22 protein-coding genes and 1 pseudogene are annotated in these 22,264 nt (G+C 63.8%); 4 read left to right on the top strand and 19 right to left on the bottom strand.

What is annotated here, in order from left to right; genetic code table 11:
• The first annotated feature begins 64 nt into the window (after positions 1 to 64).
• The gene (locus tag EA796_RS20160) at positions 65 to 1,267 is read left to right on the top strand and encodes a site-specific integrase (RefSeq protein WP_122109890.1); all 1,203 of its coding nucleotides are present in this window, start codon (positions 65 to 67) and stop codon (positions 1,265 to 1,267) included.
• On the opposite strand, the gene EA796_RS20155 is transcribed toward EA796_RS20160, so the two are convergent.
• On the bottom strand, positions 1,233 to 1,517 hold the full coding sequence (locus tag EA796_RS20155; protein WP_122109889.1) for a pyocin activator PrtN family protein: 285 nt from the start codon (positions 1,515 to 1,517) through the stop codon (positions 1,233 to 1,235). The two genes, EA796_RS20160 and EA796_RS20155, sit on opposite strands and share 35 nt — an antisense overlap.
• Positions 1,518 to 1,718: 201 nt before the next feature.
• Between EA796_RS20155 and EA796_RS20150 the strand changes: the two genes are divergently transcribed.
• Positions 1,719 to 1,970 carry a helix-turn-helix transcriptional regulator gene (locus tag EA796_RS20150; RefSeq protein WP_122109888.1) on the top strand — a complete coding sequence of 84 codons (252 nt, stop codon included), beginning with the start codon at positions 1,719 to 1,721 and terminating at the stop codon, positions 1,968 to 1,970.
• Positions 1,970 to 3,166 carry a type II toxin-antitoxin system HipA family toxin gene (locus EA796_RS20145; RefSeq protein ID WP_122109887.1) on the top strand — a complete coding sequence of 399 codons (1,197 nt, stop codon included), beginning with the start codon at positions 1,970 to 1,972 and terminating at the stop codon, positions 3,164 to 3,166. Before EA796_RS20150 ends, EA796_RS20145 begins: the two co-directional genes overlap by 1 nt.
• Positions 3,167 to 3,475: 309 nt before the next feature.
• On the opposite strand, the gene EA796_RS20140 is transcribed toward EA796_RS20145, so the two are convergent.
• The 15 genes and pseudogenes from EA796_RS20140 to EA796_RS20070 form a co-directional block, all read right to left on the bottom strand.
• Entirely contained in the window at positions 3,476 to 3,763 is a 288-nt protein-coding gene (locus EA796_RS20140; RefSeq protein ID WP_003108490.1) for a HigA family addiction module antitoxin, read from the bottom strand.
• 17 nt (positions 3,764 to 3,780) lie between these two features.
• Positions 3,781 to 4,059 (bottom strand): type II toxin-antitoxin system RelE/ParE family toxin, encoded by a 279-nt coding sequence (locus tag EA796_RS20135; RefSeq protein ID WP_019339397.1) that lies wholly within the window; start codon positions 4,057 to 4,059, stop codon positions 3,781 to 3,783.
• A gap of 93 nt (positions 4,060 to 4,152) precedes the next feature.
• Complete coding sequence (locus tag EA796_RS20130; protein WP_122109886.1) at positions 4,153 to 4,386, bottom strand: DUF2274 domain-containing protein; 234 nt, start codon at positions 4,384 to 4,386, stop codon at positions 4,153 to 4,155.
• Complete coding sequence (locus EA796_RS20125) at positions 4,383 to 5,645, bottom strand: TrbI/VirB10 family protein (RefSeq protein ID WP_122109885.1); 1,263 nt, start codon at positions 5,643 to 5,645, stop codon at positions 4,383 to 4,385. The genes EA796_RS20130 and EA796_RS20125 overlap by 4 nt, the downstream gene beginning before the upstream one ends.
• A gap of 2 nt (positions 5,646 to 5,647) precedes the next feature.
• A complete protein-coding gene (gene trbG, locus EA796_RS20120) occupies positions 5,648 to 6,634 on the bottom strand; it encodes a P-type conjugative transfer protein TrbG (protein ID WP_122109884.1) in 987 nt (328 codons plus the stop codon).
• Positions 6,631 to 7,338 carry a conjugal transfer protein TrbF gene (gene trbF, locus EA796_RS20115; protein WP_122109883.1) on the bottom strand — a complete coding sequence of 236 codons (708 nt, stop codon included), beginning with the start codon at positions 7,336 to 7,338 and terminating at the stop codon, positions 6,631 to 6,633. The genes trbG and trbF overlap by 4 nt, the downstream gene beginning before the upstream one ends.
• A 12-nt stretch (positions 7,339 to 7,350) precedes the next feature.
• Positions 7,351 to 8,526, bottom strand: a complete 1,176-nt coding sequence (gene trbL, locus EA796_RS20110; protein ID WP_122109882.1) for a P-type conjugative transfer protein TrbL — start codon at positions 8,524 to 8,526, stop codon at positions 7,351 to 7,353.
• The gene (locus EA796_RS20105) at positions 8,523 to 8,708 is read right to left on the bottom strand and encodes a hypothetical protein (RefSeq protein ID WP_122109881.1); all 186 of its coding nucleotides are present in this window, start codon (positions 8,706 to 8,708) and stop codon (positions 8,523 to 8,525) included. Before EA796_RS20105 ends, trbL begins: the two co-directional genes overlap by 4 nt.
• A gap of 11 nt (positions 8,709 to 8,719) precedes the next feature.
• Positions 8,720 to 9,454: a P-type conjugative transfer protein TrbJ gene (trbJ, locus tag EA796_RS20100; protein WP_122109880.1), complete on the bottom strand. Its 735-nt coding sequence runs from the start codon at positions 9,452 to 9,454 to the stop codon at positions 8,720 to 8,722.
• Positions 9,451 to 11,879, bottom strand: a pseudogene (gene trbE, locus EA796_RS20095) (conjugal transfer protein TrbE). Before trbE ends, trbJ begins: the two are co-directional and overlap by 4 nt.
• Positions 11,880 to 11,890: 11 nt before the next feature.
• Positions 11,891 to 12,163 carry a VirB3 family type IV secretion system protein gene (locus EA796_RS20090; protein ID WP_122109879.1) on the bottom strand — a complete coding sequence of 91 codons (273 nt, stop codon included), beginning with the start codon at positions 12,161 to 12,163 and terminating at the stop codon, positions 11,891 to 11,893.
• Positions 12,160 to 12,501: a TrbC/VirB2 family protein gene (locus EA796_RS20085; RefSeq protein WP_122109878.1), complete on the bottom strand. Its 342-nt coding sequence runs from the start codon at positions 12,499 to 12,501 to the stop codon at positions 12,160 to 12,162. The genes EA796_RS20090 and EA796_RS20085 overlap by 4 nt, the downstream gene beginning before the upstream one ends.
• On the bottom strand, positions 12,498 to 13,505 hold the full coding sequence (gene trbB / locus EA796_RS20080) for a P-type conjugative transfer ATPase TrbB (RefSeq protein WP_122109877.1): 1,008 nt from the start codon (positions 13,503 to 13,505) through the stop codon (positions 12,498 to 12,500). The genes EA796_RS20085 and trbB overlap by 4 nt, the downstream gene beginning before the upstream one ends.
• The gene (locus tag EA796_RS20075; RefSeq protein WP_122109876.1) at positions 13,502 to 13,936 is read right to left on the bottom strand and encodes a CopG family transcriptional regulator; all 435 of its coding nucleotides are present in this window, start codon (positions 13,934 to 13,936) and stop codon (positions 13,502 to 13,504) included. The genes trbB and EA796_RS20075 overlap by 4 nt, the downstream gene beginning before the upstream one ends.
• The gene (locus EA796_RS20070; RefSeq protein WP_122109875.1) at positions 13,933 to 15,921 is read right to left on the bottom strand and encodes a conjugal transfer protein TraG; all 1,989 of its coding nucleotides are present in this window, start codon (positions 15,919 to 15,921) and stop codon (positions 13,933 to 13,935) included. Before EA796_RS20070 ends, EA796_RS20075 begins: the two co-directional genes overlap by 4 nt.
• 764 nt (positions 15,922 to 16,685) lie before the next feature.
• Between EA796_RS20070 and EA796_RS23155 the strand changes: the two genes are divergently transcribed.
• Positions 16,686 to 17,450 carry a histidine phosphatase family protein gene (locus tag EA796_RS23155; protein WP_147459066.1) on the top strand — a complete coding sequence of 255 codons (765 nt, stop codon included), beginning with the start codon at positions 16,686 to 16,688 and terminating at the stop codon, positions 17,448 to 17,450.
• A 725-nt stretch (positions 17,451 to 18,175) separates the two neighbouring features.
• On the opposite strand, the gene EA796_RS20060 is transcribed toward EA796_RS23155, so the two are convergent.
• The 3 genes from EA796_RS20060 to asnB form a co-directional block, all read right to left on the bottom strand.
• Positions 18,176 to 19,105 (bottom strand): LysR family transcriptional regulator, encoded by a 930-nt coding sequence (locus EA796_RS20060; RefSeq protein WP_122109874.1) that lies wholly within the window; start codon positions 19,103 to 19,105, stop codon positions 18,176 to 18,178.
• 13 nt (positions 19,106 to 19,118) lie between these two features.
• Complete coding sequence (locus tag EA796_RS20055; RefSeq protein ID WP_122109873.1) at positions 19,119 to 20,318, bottom strand: MFS transporter; 1,200 nt, start codon at positions 20,316 to 20,318, stop codon at positions 19,119 to 19,121.
• Between the two features lie 85 nt (positions 20,319 to 20,403).
• The gene (gene asnB, locus EA796_RS20050) at positions 20,404 to 22,257 is read right to left on the bottom strand and encodes an asparagine synthase (glutamine-hydrolyzing) (RefSeq protein ID WP_122109872.1); all 1,854 of its coding nucleotides are present in this window, start codon (positions 22,255 to 22,257) and stop codon (positions 20,404 to 20,406) included.
• Positions 22,258 to 22,264 lie beyond the last annotated feature (7 nt).

Here is a 22,264-nt window from a genome sequence, read left to right as displayed (position 1 = left end):
CGCGTGTCGCGTTCTCAACGGGTTTTCAGGGGTTTCCGGGCATTTTCCTAAAGCAGGTGGTAAAATGTACCACCTGAAAAACTTCTTGTACCACCAGCCAGGAGGGCAGACTGCCGTGGCAACCATCCGAGCCCGAAAGAGTGCGGACGGCTCGCTCCGCTACACCGTGCAAATCCGGATCAAGAAGAATGGGGCGCAAGTCTACCAAGAGAGCCAGACTTTCACCCGCAAACAGGCTGCACAGGCTTGGGCCAAGCGACGAGAGACCGAGCTGAGCGAGCCAGGTGCCATCGAACGGGCAAATCGCTCCGGGACTACCGTTGCTTCCATGATTGAGACCTATTTGGAGGAGTACAGCAAAGCGCGGCCGATGGGTAAGACCAAGAAGGCGACGCTGGAGGCTATTGCCAAGAGCTATCTGGGCGAGTGCGAAGACCGTAAGGTCAATGCTCAGGTGCTGGTCGATTACGCTCTCTGGCGTATGAGTGCTGAAGGGGGTGGGGTTCAGCCGCAAACGGCTGGTAATGATCTTGCTCATCTCGGCGCGGTGCTGTCTGTTGCTCGCCCAGCTTGGGGGTGTGATGTCGACCCGCACGCCATGGCGGATGCGCGGAAAGTGTTGGCCAAGCTAGGTTACAAGCTTAAGAGCCGTGAGCGAGACCGCCGACCTTCTTTAAAGGAGCTCGACCTGGTTTTCATGGAGTTCCAGAAGGTTCTGGCAAGTCGGCCTACCTCCATCAATATGCTGAAAGTTTCGGGCTTCGCGATCTTTTCAACGCGCCGGCAGGACGAGATTTGCCGTATCCGCTGGGATGACCTGGACGAGTCACGGCAGATGGTGATGGTGCGGGATATGAAGAATCCGGGCGATAAGATCGGCAATAACGTGTGGTGTCATTTGCCGGATGAGGCCTGGGCGATCGTGAAGAGCATGCCGCGCACATGCGACGAAATTTTTCCCTACAACAGTGAGTCGGTGTCCACTGCATGGAGACGAGCCTGCGAGCGTGCAGGCATCCCGGATCTGCACTTCCATGATCTTCGCCACGACGGAGTTAGCCGGTTATTCGAAATGGGGTGGGATATCCCCCGTGTGGCAAGTGTTTCCGGTCATAGGGATTGGAACTCGTTGCGGCGTTATACCCATCTGAATGGGCGTGGCGATTCTTATGCGGGGTGGGCGTGGCTGCCGCGGCTGTTGGCGTCGAGTGTCGAGTATGGAGACCGTACTATCAACGGCCTCTCCCGGCGCGGAGGCCGCCGCTGAGTTGGTCGCGCTCTCTGAGCGCTTCTGCGCGCTGGATATCGAGATAAGCGGCCAGGTCCTCAAGGTGTATTCCCTTGGCGGCTTTCTGGCTCGGTTCGAGGCGTACGATGGGGATCCTTAGCACACCGCTCAGTACCTTGCGTTGGAACATTTCGGGGCTGAGATGCGAAAAGTAGTCCTGGCAAACTTGATCAAGCGGGATTATTGCTTTCCCGTCGTACTGAGCCATCAGTAACAATAGTGTCTTCATTGCTCCATGCCATAGCGCCATTCCAGTGAATTCAGCCTATTGACGCTAGGTTTGGTGGCAAACCAGCTATGTCGTAGAGGGGCGCGGGAGAGCGGGTGATCCGGGCAGCGTCAATTCTTGATCTTATCAGCCCATTCGCTTTGATTTCTCCGCTGGTTCGGTATACGTTACATATAAGGTAAATTGTCTCGTATACAGAACATGGACTATTCCCTCATCACACAGCGACTTGGCGAGCAGCTTCGGCAGCGCCGTCTGAATCGCGGGCTGACGCAGGCCGCGCTCGCTTCCCTGGCGGGCATCACCCGGCAAAAGGTTATCGCCATCGAGAAGGGCGACCTCTCGGTGGGGATGATTGCCTATGCGCGAGTGCTGGCCGCCCTCGACTCTGAACTCAACGTGGTGCCGGCAGCCATGCCCACTCTGGACGAAATCCATGGAGTATTCGACTGATGACGGCCGTGCTGCAGGTTGCAACGCCTGAGGGTGACAGTGGGAAGATTCTTAGCAGCGGCACAGACTATCTGTTCCGCTACCACGAGGACGCCAAGGCGCAGGCAGCAATCAGCTTGCTCATGCCGGTGCGCTTGGACGAATACCGCCATCGGGAGCTGCACCCCATTTTCCAGATGAACCTGCCGGAAGGCTACGTCCTGGAGCAACTGCGCAACCGTCTGGCCAAGGTGGCGAACGTTGACCCGATGTTGCTGTTGGCACTGTCTGGCAGCAGTTCGCCTATCGGGCGGGTGGCGGTCAGTTCGCCTGAGGTCGATGCGCTGTTACGCAGGCAGCGGTTCCCCGGAGAAAAACTGGAAGAAATCCTCGCCTGGGACGGTGCAGAAGATATTTTTGCCGGCCTGGTGGATCGCTACATCCTGCGTGCTGGTATATCGGGAGTCCAGCCTAAGGTGCTGGTGCCGGAGCATCAGGACTCAGTGCCACAGCGCTTCACCTCGAAAACCTCTGACCTGATCATCAAGAGCGGTCGGGATGAGTTTCCGGGGCTGGCGATCAACGAGTTCCTTTGCATGTCCGTGGCAAAGGAGGTGGGCATTGCTGTGCCGGAATTCTATCTCTCCGACAATGCCAAGCTATTCGTCATGCGCCGCTTCGATCGGGATAAGCAGCTCAATCCTATCGGCTTCGAAGACATGGCTGCATTAATGGGGCTGGCTGCGGAGCAAAAGTACAGCAAGAGCTATTCGGCCATCGCCAAAGCCATACGCCTGTTCTGCGCGCCTGAGCAGGTGCAAGAATCGCTGGCACAGCTTTTCGCCATCGTGACCTTGAGCTGCATCGTTGGTAACGGCGACGCCCATCTGAAAAACTTCGGACTCCTGTATTCTAACCCCACTCAGCGCGACGCGCGGCTCGCCCCAGCCTACGATATCGTCAACACCACTGCCTATATTCCTGAGGACGTATTAGCGCTGGATCTTGTGGGCAACAAATCGCTCTTTGCGTCGCGCCAAGGGCTGCTGGACTTCGCCCAAATCTGTGATGTAGCGCGGCCAGAAGAAGTAATTCGCGGGCAGTTGAGCGCGCTTGAGAAGGTACTAGCACGCTCAACTGAACTGAGCGAGCAAGCACCGCATGTGGTAGCGGCGATCAGGCATTGCGCTGAGCCGTTCATGAAAACCTTTGGCTAGAACGGCAGTGCAGGCCCTGATATATGGCAGGCTTCCGCTAAAGGTTTTTGAGCGCAATATCGCATACCGCTCAAGGTCGGCCTCAAGCCGGTCGTACTGGTAGAGTCAGCTCTCTTACGCGTTTCGCTTCTTCGAGTACCTTGCGCTGACTTTCGATGGCACGCTCAGCTGCTGCGCCGTAAGCCGCTCGCTTGGCTGTATCAGAGCTGCTCCTGAAGACGGTCGACAGCGGGCTTGAGTTGCGCCCAACGGCCTTTCTTCTCATCGTAGTCGCCTCCCTCGGTATCAGTCGTCACCTTCCATACGGAACTAAGCAATCGCAGCAAAGCGTTCGATGTGCGGTTGTTCGCGATGTCTGGCTTGCCAAAGGTCGTAGTCGGCTTGCACGCCGAGCCAGGTGCGAGCTTTGCCGATGCCGGCCAGTTCTAGGCGAACAGCCAAGTCCGGGCTGACCGGCGCATGGCCGTGCAAGATCCGAGACAGGGATTCGCGCGCAAAGCCAAGGCGGCGGGCAAGTTCGGCAATGCTGATGCCCAGTTCGGGGAGCACGTCCTCAAGCAGGGTTTCACCAGGATGCGGTGGGTTGAACATGGTCATGGATAACCCCCTCCTGCTTAGTGGTAGTCAAGGTAGTCGACGAGCTCGATGTCGCTACCCACGAATCGAAAGATCACTCGCCAGTTTCCATTGACGGTGAGTGACCAGAACTCTTCCAGTTCCCCTTTGAGGGGATGTAGCCGCCAACCGGGGATGTCGAGGTCGGCGGGTTCATTGGCTCTATCCATGAAACTCAGCATTCGACCCAGACGCTTTGCGTGGTCGGCCCGAATGCCTTTGGTTGAGCCGGATTCAAAGAAAATGCGTAGACCTTTGTGCCGGAAGCTTACGATCATGGTGATAAGTGTGATGTATTAGGTCACGGTTTTCAACCGTGTGTGGGTTTTCTGCCGTTGTCATCACGGCAGCTGGGAGGGGATGCAGGCTTATCAATTGCCGGTGCAAGATTGTGTATTTGTTCTCCTGAACACCCGATCCCTCGCCATGAAGGCCTCCAGCATGTGCGGAATGAGCGTCAGGGCGTCGACCTCTTCACCGTAGGTCTGTGAGTGCAGCGCCGCGTAGCGATCGAGGTCAGCCTTCAGGCTGGCCGGGCAGGTGAAGGTCAGCTTCAGGTTCTCGGTTTTCGGCAGCGGGCCGAGGCGCAGCTTGGTCGTACTCATTGTGGGCTCCTCATTTGAGCGGAGAAGGGCTGATAGGGACGCAGCACCAGGTCGCGGTTGACGATCACGCGCAGGGGCAGGCCGGGACGCTGGGTCAGCGTGGGCTGGATATCGAGGTTGCGGCGGGTGACCTCCTGGCCGACCTGGTTCACCGTGTCTTGCAGGCTGTCGCGTCCGGCGATGATGATGCGGTCGCCATCGGTGCGACTGGTCGGTGCTGCCAACTCTGCACTGATGCCCAGCAGGCTTGTCATGGCCGCGCCGGCGACGACCCGATCCCAATGCCAGTCCACGCCATCCTCGAGACCGGCATAGCCGGCGGCGTCGGTACCGACCAGGTTGTCGAGCTGGAAGGACGAGGTGTCCGGCAGGATCACCCGCTGCCACACCACCTGCACGCGGCTTTGCCCGTAGCTCACCTGACTGTTGTAGCGGCCCAGCAGGCGGGCGCCTTGAGGGATCAGCACGTGCTGGCCGGTGGCGCTGTCGTAGACCGGTTCGGTCACCGTGGCGATCACATCGCCGGGTAGATCCGACTTGATACCGGTGACCAGGGCCGCCGCGATGACGGTGCCGGCCATCACCTGGTAGGGCGAATCAGGCATCTGCAGCAAGCCGGAATTACGGATTTGTGCGTTTATGGATTTACTCAGAAACGCCTCATTCCGTTCCTGCTGGGTCGGCGTTCCTGCAGTTGCGGCTACCGCGCCTGACGAGGCCATACCCAGGATCATGGGATCTTGTTGGGCGTCCCCAGTGGGTGCGACATTCGATTTCCTCGCGCTGTTGGTCTGGAAAAACACCGAGGATTGCGCCGCCTCCTCGGCTTCCTTGAGCCGGGCAAGACGCTCGGCTTCAGCAGCGTCCGGACCCTGGCCGTAGCCCTGCGCCTGCTGTTCGGCCCTGAGTATCGGCCCGCCCAGGTCGCCGGGTAGCGGTGGGCCCAGTTGCGGTATCTCGGGAGCAGGTGGTGGCAACTGCGAGTAGTCTGCCGGCAACTGCTCTAGTCCCTCGGAGCGCGTCACGCGGTCGACGTTGTATAGCTCGTTCGGCTCGACACCCTGGCGGCGCTGTTGCGGCTGCAGCGACCACAGCATGGCCCCGAGCACCGCGGCCGAGAGGCCACCGACCACCGCTGCCAGCATGCGCGGGTTGAGGCGAGTGACAGGGCGCGGCTTGGCGCGCAGCTCCAGCGACTCCGGCGCTTCCTTGGGCGGTAGCGAGGTTGCCGCGGTTTGTTTGTCGTCCTTGGCCGTCATGCTCAGGGCCTCCGTGCCACGCCATCGGTGCGCTCGATCCGCACCACGTCACCCTTGTCGGCACCCAGGCGCAGCTCGGCCGCGCCGAACAGGCGGTCGACGATGTAGTAGGGCGAGCGGAAGCGATAGTTGACCAACTGTCCGTCGCCTTCCGGGCCAATTACGAACAGCGGCGGCAGCTCGCCCTGGGCGATACCGGCGGGGAACTGGATATACACCTTGCGGCCGTCATCGAAGGCGCGCAGCGGTTTCCAAGGCGGATTGCTGCCGCTGATCGCATAGCGAAAGCGCAGCTGCTCCAGCGCCAGGCCGGTATCCACCGGCGCCGCGGCCTGGGCGGCGCCGGCGCGACGTTGCAGCGCGAGCATGCGGTCCTGGGGGTAGTCCCAGGACACCGACGCCATCCAGGCCTGCTCGGTAGAACTCAGCTCGATCAGGTAGGTGCGGCGCGTGGTGGTGATCACCAGGTTGGTCTTGAGATCGACGCGTGTCGGCTTGATCAGCACGCTGGTGCGTAGCTCGTCTCCGCTTCCGCTGGTGGTGTCGCCTACGATCCAGCGCACGGTGTCGCCGGCGGCCACGGTGACCAGCTCCTCACCAGGCTGCAGGTTGATCGCAGTCACCCGGCCCGGACTGGCGTACACCTGATACAGCGCGCCATCGGAGTAGGGCCAGACCTGGATGGCGTTGATATAGCCCTCGCGGCTCGGCGCGACTCGAGCGTCGCGATTGGCGCGCGAGACCCGCACGCGCTCATCGGCCGGCTCCTTGGCCTGCTTGCTGCGCTGAGTTTCCGGCAGCGGCTTGAGCTGCGCGGGCAGGGCCAGGGGCTTGGGGACTTCCACCACCTCGATGGGCTTGGGCGGCTCCGGCAGGCGCTGCGCCTCGACTGGTTCATCCAGCGCGATCACTGGCGGTTCCTGGCTGGCGCAGCCGGCCAGCACGCTCAGCAGCAGCGGGCAGACGTAGAGGTTCAGGGCGGTTTTCATGGTTTGTTGGCTCCTTCCGTAGTGTCCAGCTCGCGGCTCCAGGACAGGCCGTTGACGTAGATGCCGAGCGGGTTGCGGCGCAGCTTTTCCTCGGTGCGCGGAGGCTGCAGCACCAGCGAGATCACCGCGGTCCAGCGCTCCAGACCGGCGGCCGAACCATTCACGAAACGGCGTTCGGTCCAGCGCACCTGGAACGAGCTGTCGCTGGCACGCACCACGCTGGTGACCTCGACCGATACCGTCTCCTTGCCGACCCGGGTGAAGGGATCGTTGGCGCGGGCATAATCATTGAGGGTGGCCGCGCCTCGGTCGGTGGTGGAGTGATAGGCCTCCAGCCAGTTCTGCCGTATCACCACCGGATCGATTGATAGCGAGCGCACCTGCTCGATAAAGCGCGCCAGGTGGTGGGCAATTTGCGCATCCAGGGGCTGGTAAGGGCTGGCGGCTTCGCCGACGGCGCGCACCTGGCCGAGGTTGTCGACCTCCACCACGTAGGGCGTCACTGTCGACTGCACCGAACGCCAGACCAGGCCACCAGCCATCAGCAGCGCCAGGCCCAGGCAACCGAAGGCCATAAGTCGCCAGTTGCGTGCCTGCGCCAGGCTGCTACCCATACGCAGATCCCAGGCCTGTGCCGCGGCCTGGTAGGGCGTGATGGGTTGTGGGGTGTCGCTGTAGCGCACCCGTGGACGTCTGAATCGCATCCTCGTCCTCCTTTACGAATTCGATGGGTCGCGGATCTGCGGCCCAGGTGATGAGCCACCGCCATCGCCACCACGCAGGGTGTGGGCGACCGTGCTGGTGGCCTGTGAGAGTTGCTGCCTGCGCTGCAGGCGCCTGGCCCAATCAGGCGGCTTGGCGGTGGCCGCCGATGAGCCAGCGGCGGCGGACGTTCCAGCAGCCGCAGTACCGCCAGCTGCAGTTCCAGAAGACACACCAGCCAAAGAGCGGGCTCCACCCATGGCCAGGCGCGCCGCACTGGGCGCCATGCGTGCACCGGCCAGCACCGCGCCGCCGACACCTGTAGCTACTGCAGCAGCACCTGCTGCCATGCCCGCCGCGCCGAGCGCGGTGCCGGCTGCGGCACTAGCACCCAGTTGCGGCGCGCCGGAGACCAGGCCGGTGGCAATGCCCGGGCCGAAGATGCCCAGGCCGAGCAATGCCAGCGAGGCGAGCATGACCACCAGCGCATGGTCGATGGAGGGCTCGTCCGGCACGGCCTGGAACTCGGCGAACAGCCCGCTGCCGATGCCGACGATCACCGCCAGCACCAGCACCTTGATGCCGGACACCACCACGTTGCCCAACACCCTCTCGGCGAGAAAGGCGGTCTTGTTCCACAGCGCGAAAGGCACCAGCACGAAGCCGGCGAGGGTGGTCAGCTTGAACTCGATCAAGGTGACGAACAGCTGGATCGCCAGGAAGAAGAAGCTAACGATCACCACCAGCCAGGCCAGAAACAGCACCAGGATGCTGTCCAGATTGCCGAACACCTTGGGAAAGCCGCTCAGGTGACGAATCTGCTCGAGCAGCGGCCGCCCGGCCTCGATACCGATCGAAGCCAGGTGTCCCGGCTGCAGGAGCTCGGCTGGGCTCAGCGCCGAGCCAGCCGCCAGCAGGCCCAACCCGGCGAAGGAGTTGAAGACGATCTTAGCCAGGGCATTGAAGTTGCCGATGATGAAGGCGAAGGCGCCGACATAAAGGATCTTGCGGATCAGCTTGGCGCTAACGTCCTCACCGCCCATGGCCCAGAACAGCCCGGCCAGGGTCATGTCGATCACCACCAGGGTCATGGTGAGAAAGGCCACCTCGCCGGCGAGCAAACCGAAGCCGGTGTCGATGTACAACCCGAACACCTCGAGGAAACGGTCGATCACGCTGACGTCGTTCATTGCACGTCCTCGTCGAAGCTCGGGGGGATCGCGGGCAAGTCGGTAGGCCGGAGAAACTCGCCGGGCCCGGCGCAGCCGGAGTAGAAGCGCTCAGTCGAATCGTCTTGCCGTGCCACGACGCCATCGTCGCCCTGCCCACAAGCGGCCAGCGCGAGCAGCGGCAGCAGTACCAGGATTTTCATGTGGGGCCTCCCTACCGATAGAACTGCACGGGGTAGGGGGTGTAGGGCGTGCCGCTGCCCATAAAGCGCCGCCGCCGTTCGCGCGCCTCCTCGGCCGCGGCAGCCTGGCGGGCCAGCTCCAGGGCGATGGCGCGGTTCTGGGTGATCTGCAGCTGCTGCGCCTGGATCGACTGCTTGGCCTGCAGGGCCAGCAACTGGTTGGTGGCCTGGGCGGTTTGCAAGGCCCCACCCGCGGACTGGCTCTGCTGCACCAGCTCGGCCAACGCGTGCTCGTCCTCGGCCAGGTTCTGCGTCACCTGCGCCTGCACGCGCAGGGCGGTGTGCAGCCCGTCGAGCCCCTGTTGCCAGCGCTCTCGGGCTTCCTCGGCCAGGCGCTGGCTGCTGACGTCGCCGGTGTACTCGGCCGGATAGAGGCGGGCGAACTCCTGATCCAGTCGCTGCACCTCGTAGGCCAGTCCCCGCGCCTCGGCCAGCAGTCGTTCGGTAGTGGCCAGGCTCACGCGCAGGCGGTTGACCACGTTGTAGTCCAGACGCGCCAGGTGACGGCCCTGGTTCAACAGCATCTGGGTTTCGTTCTGCAGCTGGCGGACCTGGTTGTTGACCATCTCCAGGGTTCGCACCGCGGTCAGGGTGTTCTGCGCCAGGTTGGTCGGATCGATCACCGTCAGGGCGCTGGCTGGCTGCACGGCCAGCAGGCCAAGCACCAGCAGCGTGGTGCAGGGGAAATGGTGGACAGGGGATCTCATGGCAGGCACTCCTTGCGTGGCGAGGGATAAGTGGTGAGCAGGTCGGCGGCCCAGTCCAGGCCACGGTGACGCAACCAGGCAGGGGCGAAGTCGGCAGCGCCGGACGCCTGCAGCATGCGGTCGATCTCGCGCTGCTCGGCCGGGCTGGCCGAGGCGGCGAAGGCCAGCGCCACCGGCCCCAGGCCGAGATCGAACAGGCGGTTGCCCAGGCGCGACTGGTAGTAGTAATCACGCTTGGGCGTGGCCTGGGCGATGATCTCGATCTGCCGTTCGTTGAGGCCGAAGCCCTGGTAGATGCCACGGATCTGCGGCTCGCCCGCCTGTGGGTTTGGCAGGAAGATGCGGCTGGCGCAGCTTTCGATAATCGCCGCAGCGATGCTGGAGTCCTTGATGTCGGCCAGCGACTGGGTGGCGAAGATGACGCTGACGTTCTTCTTGCGCAGGGTCTTGAGCCATTGGCGGATACGTGCAGCGAACAGCGGATCGTCGAGAAACAGCCAGGCCTCGTCGAGGATCAGCAGGGTCGGCGCGCCGTCGAAGCGCTCCTCGAAACGGGCGAACAGGTAGCTCAGCACTGCGGCCACCGCCGCCTTGCTGTGCATCAGCTCCTCCATCTCGAAGCACTGCACGTCGGCCAGCCCAGCCGATCCTGATCGGCATCCAGCAACGGGCCATGGGCGCCGCCCAGCACGTAGGGCTGAAGCGCCTGGCGCAGGGCGTTGTCCTGCAGTAGCACGGACAAACCGGTCAGCGTGCGCTGCGCCTCGGGTGCGCCGGCCAGGCTGTCCAGCGCCGTCCACAGCGCGGCCTTCTGCTCGGGTCCGACGGCCACGCCTTCCTGCAGCAGGCGCGCCTCCAGCCATTCCGCCGCCCAGGCGCGGTAGCCGGGCTGGTCGATGCGCGCCAGGGGCTGGAAGGCCAGGTCGCCGTCGCCGCCGAGGTCGTAGTGCTCGCCACCCAGGCCCAGCACCGTTGCACGCAGCGAGCGACCCATATCGAACAGAAACAGGTGCGAACCCGGGTAGCGCCGGAACTGCAGGGCCAGGGTCGCCAGCAACACCGACTTGCCCATGCCAGTGGGGCCGGCCACCAGGGTGTGGCCGACATCGCCAACGTGGGTGACCAGGCGAAACGGCGTGGCGCCATCGGTGCGGGTGATCACCAGTGGCGGGCCGTCCAGATGTTCGTTCCGCGCGGGGCCGGCCCAGACTGCCGAGACCGGCATCAGGTGCGCCAGGTTGAGCGTGGAGATCAACGGCTGGCGGACATTGGCGTAGACGTTGCCGGGGATCGACGACAGCCAGGCCTCCACCGCGTTGAGGCCCTCGGCAATGGTGACGAAGCCACGACCCTGGATCACCCGCTCGATCCGGCGCAGCTTTTCGTCGGCGACCTGGGCGTCGGCATCGCTCACCGTCACGGTGGCCGTCACATAGCCGAAGGCGACCTGGTCGGCGCCAAGCTCCTGCAGCGCCGCGTCGGCGTCGCTGGCCTTGTTCGCAGCGTCGCTGTCGAGCAGTGGGCTTTCCTGCTGGAAGATCGCTTCGCGCAGCAGCGCCAGGACGCCCTTGCGTTTGGCGAACCACTGCCGGCGCAGGCGCACCAGTTCCTTCTCGGCCTCGTCCTTGTCCAGGCAGATAAAACGGGTCGACCAGCGATAGGCGAAGCCCAGACGGTTGAGGTCGTCCAGCACGCCGGGCCAGGTCGAGGTGGGGAAGCCACGTACCGACAGCACGCGCAGATGCTGCTCACCCAAACGCGGCGCCAGGCCAGTAGTCAGGGGGCTGTCGGCCACCAGGGCATCGAGGTGGAAGGGCACTGCGGGCACCGCCAGCCGCTGGCGGTGGGTCGATACCGTGGCGTGTAGGTAGGTCAGCGTCTGGCTGTCGTCGAGCCAGGCGAGCTCCGGCATCACCCCGTCCAGCAGATCGAAGAAGCGATCCGTCTCGGCGACGAAGGCGGCCAGCCGTTCGCGCCAGTCGACGCCACGCTGCGTCCGATGCTCGTAGAGCAGGCCGGCGGCGCGCGAGCGCGACTCCTCCGGCGGCAGGTAGAGCAGCGTCAGGTGGTAGGTACTCTCGAAGTGGCTACCCTGAGCCTCGAAGGCCGCGCGGCGCTCCTCGTCCACCAGCCAGGACAGTGGCTCGGGAAAGTCACTATCGGGGTAATCCGCCGCCGCCAGACGCTCGGCCTCGATAAACAGCGCCCAGCCCGAGCCGAGGCGACGCAGGGCGTTGTTCAGGCGCGCCGAGGTGGCTACCAGCTCGCCCTGGGTGGCGCTGTCCAAATCCGGCCCGCGAAAGCGCAAGCTGCGCTGGAGCGAACCGTCCTTGTTCAACACCACGCCGGGGGCGACCAGGCCGGCCCAGGGTAGCCAGTCGGCGAGCTGGGCGGGGCGGCGCTGGTATTCGGTGAGGTTCAGCATGGCGGCGCTCCTCACACATCCAGCAGCGGGGGCTGCTTGATATGCCGGGCGAACACCTGCAGGAACTGCGGGTCCAGCCGGGCGCCCCACACCGCCAGCGAGTGGCCGACCAGCCAGAGCGCCAAGCCTGGCAGCCACAGCTGCAGGCCCAGGCCGACGACGGCCGCCAGGGTGCCGTTGAGGATCGCCACGTTGCGTGGCGCACCGCCGAGCAGGATCGGCTCGGCCAGCGATCGGTGCAGTGGCACCTCGAAGCCGAGGATGAGTTCACGTTCGCCCGTCATGCGACCACCGCCCCGCCGGCGAAGTTGAAGAAGCTGAGAAAGAACGACGACGCGGCGAAGGCGATGGACAGGCCGAAGACGATCTGGATCAGCTTGCGGAAGCCGCCGCTGGTGTCGCCGAAGGCCAGCGTCAGGCCGGTTGAAATGATGATGATCACCGCGATGATGCGCGCCACCGGGCCCTGTACGGATTCGAGGACTGCTTGCAGCGGTCCCTCCCAAGGCATGCCGGAGCCAGCGGCGAGCACGGGCAGGGAAGCGCCCAGGCAGAAGGCGCCGAGCATCAAGGCACCGACGATGTGGCGACGATAAGCAGCGGAAAGCTGAAGCACAGTCATGGCTGAGTTCCTGAGGCAGAGGTGGAGCGAAGGAGGGAGTCGATGGAGCTGAGCTGGTAGCCGCGCTCGTCATGGCCGATCACGCGGGCGATCTGCTGGACATGGCGGGCGCGGCCACGCCCGGCGAGAAACACCACCAGGTTGACCGCCTCGGCGATCAGCGCCCGCGGCGCGGTCAGGGCGACTTCCAGAATCAGTTGCTCCAGGCGCAGCAGCGCGCCCTGTGCAGAGCCGGCATGAAGGGTGGCGATACCGCCTGGATGGCCGGTGCCCCAGGCCTTGATCAGATCCAGTGCCTCACCGCCGCGCACCTCGCCGACCACCACGCGGTCGGGGCGCAGACGCAGCGTGCTGCGCACCAGATCAGCCATGGAGACCACGCCGGGCTTGGTGCGCAGAGCGACGTGGTCGAGGGCCGGACATTGCAATTCGACCGTGTCCTCCAGCACCAGTACGCGGTCGCCGCTGCCGGCCACCTCGGCCAGCAGTGCATTGGCCAGGGTGGTCTTGCCGCTGCTGGTGCCGCCGGCCACCAGGATGTTCTGCCGCTCACGCACGGCCACGCGCAGGTACTCGGCCTGGGCGGCACTGAGGATGCCGTCGGCCACGTACTGCTGCAGCGGGATGACGCCGGCGGCGCGTTTGCGCAGAGCGAAGGTCGGCCCGGCCACCACTGGCGGCAGTACACCCTCGAAGCGCTCGCCAGTCTCTGGCAGCTCGGCGCTCAGTAGCGGCTTGTTGCGATGTACCTCCTGGCCGACATGCGCGGCCACCAGGCGGATGATCCGTTCACCGTCGCCAGCCGCTAGCGTGCCCAACCGGGCGCGGCCAACTGACAGGCGATCCAGCCAGAGCAGACCGTCGGGGTTGAGCATCACCTCAACCACGTCCGGATCATCCAGGGCCGCCGCGATCAGCGGGCTCATCGCCGTGCGCAACATGCGGGTGCGCCGATTCAGGGACGTTGCCGCAGCGCTCAGCATTGGGGAGGAGGCGGCAGTCATGGAAGCTCTCCCGAGACCTGAGCTTCTGCTTGAACCTCTTCGTGCACATCTCTGACCAGGCTGCGTCCGCGCTTTAGGTGGCGCCCCAGTTGATCGACGAACTGGCTAAAGCGCAGCTTGCCCTGCGCGCGTGCTGCGTCCTGATGTGCCTCGGGTACAGGCGTGCTGACCGTGAGGTAGTAGCGCACATACAGCGCCACAGTCTCGATCAGGATGTGCTGGTCGCGCTCCAGGCGCTCGAACTGACGTGACAGGCGATCCAGGCGCTTGGCCATGGCCATCTCGCGCTGCTCACCTGACTCGGGCGACAGCCAGGAGGCCAGCGCCGCGGCGATGATCGAGGACTTAGACACGCCCTTGGTGATCGCCAGTTCGTTCAGGCGCTTGGCGTGCTCGGGTTGGATAAACAGGTTGAGGCGGGCTCGGCTCATAGGGCTATTCCATCGTCAGGGTCGAGGGCGGCCAGCCGTGCCACGCGCTGCAGGCGTGGATCCGGCTGGGTGGGGAAGGCGGCGAGAACGTCGTCCTCGTCGAGCAGCAGGTCGCTGGCCAGCTCGTCGTGATCCGGCAACTGGGCGAGTTCCGCCAGTTCGGGCTGACGGCGCGGGCCGCCGTCCTCGACGGTCTCGTCGTCGGTCAGCCCGGCCGGTGAAGCGTCGACGACCATAGGCACGGCCATGCCGCTCCAGTCGTCTGCGCGTGGCGCCGGTGCGTCGACGTAGCGGCCCGGCTGCAAACGCGGCGCGGGCAGCACCCGGCTCTGGAAGTTGGCATCGGTGAAATAGCGCAGCTTCTTCGCGCGGATTGGCGCCAGGCCGGAGAGCATCACTACGGCCTCGTCGCTGGGCAGCTGCATCACCTCACCTGGGGTCAGCAGCGGGCGTGCGGTTTCCTGGCGCGACACCATCAAATGGCCCAGCCAGGGCGCCAGGCGGTGGCCGGCGTAGTTGCGCTGCGCGCGCAGTTCGGTGGCGGTGCCGAGGGTCTCGGAGATGCGCTTGGCGGTGCGTTCGTCGTTGGTGGCGAAGGTCACCCGCACGTGGCAGTTATCGAGGATCGAGTGGTTCTGGCCGTAGGCCTTGTCGATCTGGTTCAGCGACTGCGAGATGAGGAAGGCGCGCAGCCCATAGCCGGCCATGAAGGCCAGCGCTGTCTCGAAGAAATCCAGCCGCCCTAGCGCTGGAAACTCATCGAGCATCAGCAGCAGCTTGTGCCGACGCTCGATGCCGTCAGAGCCGTCGAGCGACTCGGTCAGGCGCCGGCCGACTTGGTTGAGGATCAGGCGGATCAGCGGCTTGGTGCGGCTGATATCCGAGGGCGGCACGACCAGGTACAGCGAAACCGGATGCTCGGCCGAGATCAGGTCGGCGATGCGCCAGTCGCAACGTGAGGTGACCTCGGCCACTGTCGGGTCGCGGTACAGGCCGAGGAACGACATCGCAGTGGACAGTACGCCCGAGCGCTCGTTGTCGCTCTTGTTGAGCACTTCCCGCGCGGCCGAGGCCACCACTGGATGCGGTGCATCGCCCAGGTGCGGCGTGGTCATCATCCGATGCAGGGTCAGCTCGAAGGTGCAGGCCGGATCGGAAAGGAAGTTGGCGACGCCGCGCAGGGTCTTGTCCTGGCCGGCGTAGAGCACGTGAAGGATGGCGCCGACCAGCAGCGCATGGCTGGTCTTCTCCCAGTGGTTGCGCCGCTCCAGCGCGCCTTCTGGGTCGACCAGGATGTCGGCGATGTTCTGCACGTCGCGCACCTCATGGGCGCCGCGACGCACTTCCAGCAGCGGGTTGTAGGCTGCCGATGCCAGGTCGGTGGGGTTGAACAGCAGGCAGTGGGAAAAGCGCGATCGCCAGCCCGCAGTCAGGCTCCAGTTCTCGCCTTTGATGTCGTGGATGACCGCCGAGGCCGGCCAGGAGAGCAGGGTGGGCACCACCAGGCCGACGCCCTTGCCCGAACGCGTCGGTGCGAAGGTCAACACATGTTCGGGGCCTTCGTGACGCAGGTATTGGTCGTCGAGCTGGCCGAGGAACACACCCGCGGGCTGGGTCAGGCCGGCCTTGTGCACCTCATCCGCATCGGCCCAACGCGCCGAGCCGTAGGTGGTGACGCGGCGTGCCTGGCGCGCCCGCCAGATCGCCATGCCGATGGCCACCACCAATGCCAGCAGACTGCTGCAGGCGGCGATGCTGCCGCCGACGTTGAAGACGTCCGGCGCATAGGCATCGAAGACGAACCACCACTCGAACAGACGCCAGGGATGATACACCGGCGTGCCCAGCAGTTCGAACCAAGGTGCCCCCAGGCGCACCTGGTAGCCGAGCGCGGCAGCCGTCCACTGCGTGGCACTCCACACCCCGGACAGGGTAATGGCCAATACCACCAGCACCTGGCCGTACAGCAACGTAGTCGCTTGCATCCCTGAACCCAACCTCCCTGGCAAAACGCACGGCACGCAGATGTGCCGCGGGCGAGAGGTTCGGTACTGGGGGAGGAAGGGTCAAAGACCGTTTCGTGGAGGATTATCGTCGAGGGGACGGCATATCCAATTGCAGGGTGGAGGAGAGGCGGTCAGGGGGACAGATACGACCTGACGAATGAATGCAACGCTAATTGGCGATCCTCAATCTCACACCTGTGGATGGCGCGCCGATATTTGCTAACGAATGCAGGAAAGGTACGTTTTCAATGCGGGGAAATGATCGCCCTGAGGTGCTCGCGGTGGCTACAAGCACAGAAATAAGCGGGTGTTTTGATCGTTTCTGATCAACTCTCCGCTTTCAAAAAAAACGGCGGGCCTGAAGTCGACCGAAAATGCAGGGCTACTTCAGACCATTCCTAGTTTCCAGTGATTAATTACATGCTGTGGTTCGTGATAGCCCCGGTGGAATATGGGAACAGGCGACTGCGTCACCTATGGAGTAATGGAAAGCCGGCTCGGATCAGTGTGATTAATTATGCGTAGCAAGTCTTCGATAGTATTTTTAAAATTTTTGTCGTAACTAATTACATGTCAGGGCGCTCTGATAAGGCCTAATTTTTTGGAAATTGAGGTCTGTAATCAGTATGGTTATTGGCTCATAGTTTATAGGGGTAACGTTTTCAGACCATTCCTATGGGCTCTGTGGGCTCATTGTCGCAGGATGCGCCTCTCACTGCACACGATTTACATGAAGAGGTGTCATGTTTCAGGTTTCATTGCTAAGCCTGTCCAGGCAATGGTTACACGACTTCAATGCCAGTCAGCGCAAACGGGCACTGATCTGGTCGGTCGGAGTTTCTCTTGCGGTTGCAGCTGGTGCGCTTATATTTCATCCGCCTGAAATAGTAGATCTCTCAGCGGAGGGAAGGGGCAAGTTGCCCGACCTGTTAACCCAATGGGAAAATGGCAATGTGATTGTTTTGCTCCGACACCTTGAGAGGTGCGACAAGGAAAGCTATCCCTGTCTGGAGGGTACGGAAGGTGTCACCTCTAGGTCTGTGGCGGTTGGAAATGTTCTAGCCGACAGTTTCGCCCAGCTTGGCCTCGGTAAAACCGACATTTACAACAGTCCGCTCAAGCGGACGGCCCAGACAGAAGCAATCGTATTTGACGACGTGGGAGTAGATAAAGACTGGTTGTATAAATGTCGAGAGACGATGGTGAGTGACGCTCTACGGCATAAAGTGCCTAGTAAAAACTTGATTCTCGTTACTCATAGCAGTTGTATCTCCGCTTTCGAGCGGGAGTTGGGTTATGACAGTGACAAGCCTGCTTATGGGACTTCATTGTTCTTTATCTATAGTTCTGGCTCGGGATCTTTGGATGCCCTAGGTTTTCTTGACGCTGACGACTGGAGCGTTGCACTGAACCTATACGCGCAGAGGGTTAGCCAAGCAAGTCCCTCAGATGTGAAAAGCAGGCAAGCAGTGCAGGACAATGTGCATCCCGTATTTGCGCAGGACTAGTAGGTTCTGCGCGAAAAATCCGAGTAGCTAGAATAAGCGTGATGACAAGTTAGGGGCTGCATGGTGGCGTTACAAATTTCCGGATGCTGCTTGGAACTGACCGCAGACCTGTTTCTCCGCCACAACAAAAGATGGGGCGACGTTGCAGTGATGACCAAACTCTAGGAAGCAGCGCGCTGTGGTCTCCATGCTCTCCCTTGATATAACGCGCCATTGATATCCCTCGCTGATTTGAATCCATCAAATCATAGCAAGGTCGATGCCGACGGGTTTACGCGGCCTGGGCCGATTTCAGCCGGTTGTGATTGGTTGCGGAGGAGAGCCAAGCAGGTCTAGCGCGGCTTTAGCGTGCAGGCTCACCTCCCCGGCCGAATCCTTTCGGCTGCCGCGGAGATAGGGGGTGCGGGAAATCCGCAGCCCCCAGCAGTCTTGCTCGCAGGAGGCCCTCCACTTTTCAGTGTCAGAGTGGAAGAATTTGGTGGAGTGCGGAGTGCGGAGTGCGGAGTGCGGAGTGTAGGGTGTGCCTTTGCCCATAAAGCATATGCGCTCGGCGTCGCCAACCGCGTTGCATTGGGCCTCACCCAGCTTTTCTCTATTGTCCCAGCACTGCAATCGCAGCTCCTTTAGCCGCTCGGGGTCTTCCGCCAGCGCTTCAGCCGACTCAAACGGCGTCGGCTTTTCGCATGCGCTTAACAGCAAGGCAGTCAGCAGCAACAATATCCTCTTCAACAAGCGATCTCCTCGCGGGAAGCGTGATCCGGCAGCAACGCCTCGTTTTTCGCCGGGCATACCCGCCCGATAAACCGCGCCAATTGTTCGGCCGGCTCGCCTTCGCGCCGCACCAAGTAGGTGGTCAGCATCGTGGGGCAACCGGCCAGTGGGCGGGCTACGACGTCCGGATTGTTGAGCTCGGTGATGCGCGCCAGGCTGGAAAAACCCAGCCCGTAACCAGCGGCGACCAGCGCCATCATCAGGTCCAGGGTTGGAACGCGGTCGGCAATAGTCAGTCGCGTATCTGCGGCGCCAAGCACCCGCTGCAACTGTTGCCAGAAGCCTTCGCACACCTGCGGATCGCAGAGCACCAGCGGGTAGCGCACCACCTCGTCGAGCGGTACGCGCCGATAAGTCAGCAGTGGGTGGCGGGCCGGCACCGCCACTACCAGCGGATCGAACCAGACTGGCTCGGCCACCAGGCCATCACCAACCTCGTCGGACTGTGCAAGCCCGATGTCGAACAGGTCGTCGCTCAGGCCTCTGACCTGTTCGCTGAAGGTTACTTCCGACAGGCAGATCTCGACCTCGGGTTCTTCCTCGCGGCACTGGGCGAGCAGGGCGGCAAGGCGCGCCTGGGGGATGCCGTCGGACAGCGCGACGCGGATGCGCCCGCGGTAGCCGGCCGCCGCGCTCTTGACGCTGGCCTTGGCCTGGTCGACCACGGCCAGCACCCGGCGCGCTTCTTCCAAGAGCACCTTGCCGGCCCAGGTCAGGCGCGTGCGCCGCGTAGTGCGCTCGAACAGCTGGACGCCCAGGCGGTATTCCAGTTCCTTGATGATCCGCGACAGGGGCGATTGCTCGATATGCAGGCGTGCGGCGGCACGGGCGAAATGCAGTTCTTCTGCTACGGCAATGAAACAGCGAAGGTGGCGCAGTTCCACGGCCTTTCCTCCGTCAGTTGTAGGGTTCGGCTTGCACGTCGCCGTTCCAGGTCGGCTGGCGACGCAGGTTGACGATCTGCAGCAGGGCACCGAGGGCTGCGACACCACCGGCGCTGGCGGCCAGGGTCCAGGTGGGCATCTGCAACAGCAGCACGAAGCCGCCGGCCGCGGCGCCGATGGCGCTGCCCAGGTAGAGCGCCGACTCGTTCAGGGCGATGGCCAGGTTGCCGTCGCCTTGAGCCTGGCGGGCCAGGATCAGCTCGTTGTTCTGCGGCACCTGCAGCGCCCAGCCGACCGCGCCCCAAAGGGCGATGGGCAGCATCACCAGCCAGGTGCTGAGGGCCGCCGCCAGCGGCAGCACGAACAGCGACACGGCGAGGATCAGCATGATGGCGAAGGTCAGCACCGGGCCCTTGATGCGATCCACCAGCGGGCCGATCAGGAAGCTGCCCAGCACACCGCCGATGCCCCAGACCCACAGATAGGGCGTGACCGAACGCACCGCGCCGTAGGCCGGGTCAGCCAGCAGCGGGGCGATAAAGGTGTACATGCCCAGGCTGGCGATGGCGGCGAGCAGCGACACCAGCAGGATGACCAGCACATGGCCGTCGCCGAGGATCGCCAGCTTCTGGCCAAGCGTGGTGGCGGTGGCTGCCGGCAGGGACGGGAGCTTCAGCAGCAGACCGAAGAAGGCCACCAGGCCAAGCAGGGTGACCAGCCACAGGGCGGCCTGCCAGCCGAGCTGTTCGGCGATCAACAGGCTGAGCGGCACGCCCAGCACTACGCCACTGGCCATGCCACCCATGATGATGGCGATGGCCTTGCCACGGCGTTCAGGAGAAGACACGGCGGCCGAGGCGCCGATGCCCATGGCCAGGTAGACACCGGCGCCGATACCGGCGATGGCGCGCCAGACCATCAGCGCGGTGAAGCTCTCGGCCAACGCGCTGGCGGCGTTGGCGATGACGAACAGGCCCAGGGCCAGCAACAAGCCGGCGCGCTGACGATGCGCCGGGGTCAGGGCAACGAAGATCGGCGAACCCAGGCCGTAGGCCAGGGTGAAGGCGGTGACCAGCTGTGCGGCCACCGCGACGGAGACCGCGAACGAGGCCTCGATCATCGGGATCAACCCGGCGGTGACGTAGGAGGCCATGCCGAGGGCGAAGGCCCCCAGCGCTATGAGGTAGATGGGTGATTGGTTGGGTGTGTGCATGCTCGGACTCGCTTGCGTTGCAGGAACGCGTGGGTGGTACAGCGAAGGGATGCGGCCCCGCACCGGGGCCGCATCCGGTTGGGGACTAGAGTTCGAGGCTGACGTCGTACTCGTTCAGCCAAGTGTTGAGGCCGACCGCCAGCTCCATGCCCATGCGCTCGTACATGGGCGAGACGCTGCCGAGCGGCTTGGCCAGGGTTTGCTGGATACGGCCGCTGTCGAGCAGGGGCGTCACCGGCGCGTTGCGATCCGCCTGAATGGCGGCCAGGGCATCACGCAGCGCCTGCTCGTAGGCCGGGTCCTGGGTCGAGGGGTAGGGGCTCTTGACCCGCTCGCTGATCGACTCCGGCAGCAGGTCGCGGGTCGCCGCGCGCAGGATGCTTTTCTCCCGCCCGTCGAAGGCCTTCATCGCCCAGGGGATGTTGAAGGCGTACTCGACCAGGCGGTGGTCGCAGAACGGCACCCGCACCTCGAGGCCGACGGCCATGCTCATGCGATCCTTGCGGTCGAGCAGGGTCTGCACGAAGCGGGTCAGGTTGACGTAGCTCATCTGCCGCATGCGCTGGTCGAGCGCGCTTTCGCCTGGCAGTACCGGCGCCTCGGCGATGGCTTGGGCGTAGCTGTCGCGCAGGAAGCTGTGCATGTCGAGATGGGTCAGCAGGCCCGGGTCGAACAGGGTCTTGCCGTCGAAGTACTTGCCGGTGACCGAGGCCAGCCAGGGGAAGTTGTCGGCCTGGATCGCCTCGGGATCGTGGAACCAGCGGTAGCCGCCGAACACCTCGTCCGCGCTCTCGCCCGACAGTGCCACCGTCGAGTGCTTGCGCACCTCCTGGAACAGCCGGTAGAGCGACGGCCACATGTCGCCCCAGAAGGCCGGCGGCAGGTCGAGGGCGCGGACGATCTGTGCCCGCAGCGCCGGATCGGCTAGCTCGCGACTGTCGAGGACGATCTCCTGGTGGCTGGAGCGAGTCTTCTCCACCAGGTCGCGCACGAAGGGTGCATCCTGGGTGCCGCGCACGGCGTCGCCGGTGAAGCCGCTGCCGTGATCGACGAAGTCGACGGAGAAGGAGCGGATGTTCTCCTTGCCGGCGGCCAGCAGCTTCTTCGATGCCAGCGCGGTGATGATCGAGGAGTCGAGGCCGCCGGAGAGCAGGCTGCACAGCGGGACGTCGGCGACGATCTGGCGATCGACGATGTCCTCCAGCAGGTCGCGGGTATGGCGAATGGTCTCGTCCAGCGAGTGGGCGTGCTCGCGCGCCTCCAGCTTCCAGTAGTGGCGGCGACCCAGGCCCTGGCGGTTGATGCGCACGATCTCGCCTGGCATCACCTCGCGCATGCCGTCGAACACGGCATGGCCCGGCGTCTTCACCATCTCCAGGATCTCGCGCAGGCCGTCTGCACGCACCTTGCGCGGTACCAGCGGGTTGGCCAGTAGCGCCTTGGGCTCTGAACCGAACACCACACCGTCCGCGGTGGGGAAGTAGTACAGCGGCTTGACGCCCATGCGGTCGCGGATCAGCAGCAGCTCTTGCGAACGCAGGTCCCAGATGGCGAAGGCATACATGCCGTTGAGCCGCTCGACGAAGGCCTCGCCCCATTCGACATAGGCGCGCAGCACCACCTCGGTGTCGCTGCGGGTCTCGAAGCGGTGGCCGAGACGTTGCAGCTCGGTGCGCAGCTCGCGGAAGTTGTAGACCTCGCCGCTGTAGGTGATGGCGGCGGCTTCGCGCGGACCACCGTGCATGGCGGTCATCGGTTGGCGACCACCCTCCAGGTCGATGATCGACAGGCGCCGATGGCCCAGGCCCACCGGGCCCTCGATCCACAGACCGCCAGCATCCGGGCCGCGCAGGGCCATGGTGTCGGTCATGCGCTGCAGGGTGTCGCGTTGCGTTTCCAGGTTCTGGCTGTAGGACAGCCATCCAGCGATTCCACACATAGTCGTT

The sequence above is a fragment of the Pseudomonas sp. AOB-7 genome, assembly GCF_003696305.1.
Lineage (GTDB): Bacteria > Pseudomonadota > Gammaproteobacteria > Pseudomonadales > Pseudomonadaceae > Aquipseudomonas.
Note: the sequence above shows the minus strand (reverse complement) of the source record. Positions and strands in the feature narration are given on the sequence as shown.

Coding starts and splice junctions, on each gene's coding strand:
- EA796_RS20075 (WP_122109876.1), bottom strand. CDS start 13,936: ATGAGCCGAGCCCGCCTCAACCTGTTTATCCAACCCGAGCACGCCAAG.
- trbL (WP_122109882.1), bottom strand. CDS start 8,526: ATGAACGACGTCAGCGTGATCGACCGTTTCCTCGAGGTGTTCGGGTTG.
- trbG (WP_122109884.1), bottom strand. CDS start 6,634: ATGAAAACCGCCCTGAACCTCTACGTCTGCCCGCTGCTGCTGAGCGTG.
- EA796_RS20105 (WP_122109881.1), bottom strand. CDS start 8,708: ATGAAAATCCTGGTACTGCTGCCGCTGCTCGCGCTGGCCGCTTGTGGG.
- EA796_RS20155 (WP_122109889.1), bottom strand. CDS start 1,517: ATGAAGACACTATTGTTACTGATGGCTCAGTACGACGGGAAAGCAATA.
- trbF (WP_122109883.1), bottom strand. CDS start 7,338: ATGCGATTCAGACGTCCACGGGTGCGCTACAGCGACACCCCACAACCC.
- EA796_RS20160 (WP_122109890.1), top strand. CDS start 65: ATGTACCACCTGAAAAACTTCTTGTACCACCAGCCAGGAGGGCAGACT.
- EA796_RS20125 (WP_122109885.1), bottom strand. CDS start 5,645: ATGACGGCCAAGGACGACAAACAAACCGCGGCAACCTCGCTACCGCCC.
- EA796_RS20085 (WP_122109878.1), bottom strand. CDS start 12,501: ATGACTGTGCTTCAGCTTTCCGCTGCTTATCGTCGCCACATCGTCGGT.
- trbB (WP_122109877.1), bottom strand. CDS start 13,505: ATGACTGCCGCCTCCTCCCCAATGCTGAGCGCTGCGGCAACGTCCCTG.
- EA796_RS20055 (WP_122109873.1), bottom strand. CDS start 20,318: ATGCACACACCCAACCAATCACCCATCTACCTCATAGCGCTGGGGGCC.
- EA796_RS20070 (WP_122109875.1), bottom strand. CDS start 15,921: ATGCAAGCGACTACGTTGCTGTACGGCCAGGTGCTGGTGGTATTGGCC.
- trbJ (WP_122109880.1), bottom strand. CDS start 9,454: ATGAGATCCCCTGTCCACCATTTCCCCTGCACCACGCTGCTGGTGCTT.
- EA796_RS20090 (WP_122109879.1), bottom strand. CDS start 12,163: ATGACGGGCGAACGTGAACTCATCCTCGGCTTCGAGGTGCCACTGCAC.
- EA796_RS20130 (WP_122109886.1), bottom strand. CDS start 4,386: ATGAGTACGACCAAGCTGCGCCTCGGCCCGCTGCCGAAAACCGAGAAC.
- EA796_RS20150 (WP_122109888.1), top strand. CDS start 1,719: ATGGACTATTCCCTCATCACACAGCGACTTGGCGAGCAGCTTCGGCAG.
- asnB (WP_122109872.1), bottom strand. CDS start 22,257: ATGTGTGGAATCGCTGGATGGCTGTCCTACAGCCAGAACCTGGAAACG.
- EA796_RS20135 (WP_019339397.1), bottom strand. CDS start 4,059: ATGATCGTAAGCTTCCGGCACAAAGGTCTACGCATTTTCTTTGAATCC.
- EA796_RS20145 (WP_122109887.1), top strand. CDS start 1,970: ATGACGGCCGTGCTGCAGGTTGCAACGCCTGAGGGTGACAGTGGGAAG.
- EA796_RS23155 (WP_147459066.1), top strand. CDS start 16,686: ATGTTTCAGGTTTCATTGCTAAGCCTGTCCAGGCAATGGTTACACGAC.
- EA796_RS20140 (WP_003108490.1), bottom strand. CDS start 3,763: ATGACCATGTTCAACCCACCGCATCCTGGTGAAACCCTGCTTGAGGAC.